A 223-nucleotide genomic window follows, 5' to 3' on the forward strand; every position below is an offset into this window, starting at 1 on the left:
ATTACTTGTTCATCCTCCTTTCTGCAAATCGAATCTTTTTTAATAGTTCATTTTCTGCTTTTAGTAAATTAATTTGTGCTTCCAGAAGAGCATTTTTCTTCTCTAGAGTAATATCCTTTGCCATAAATCGACCTAAACTATCGGCTCGCCTGTCACGTAAACCACTTATCCCGTTTTCATCGTAAGCCTTTTTCCATCTCTTACTAGCAGCCTTAATTCTATC

1 pseudogene is annotated in these 223 nt (G+C 35.9%); it reads right to left on the reverse strand.

Annotation, left to right across the window (positions count from 1 at the left end):
• Positions 1-34: 34 nt before the first annotated feature.
• Positions 35-223: pseudogene (locus MR076_RS26230) on the reverse strand (IS3 family transposase); the annotation flags it as partial.

It is taken from the genome of Bacillus cereus group sp. BfR-BA-01380 (genome assembly GCF_022663535.1).
Classification (GTDB): Bacteria; Bacillota; Bacilli; order Bacillales; family Bacillaceae_G; genus Bacillus_A; species Bacillus_A cereus_BB.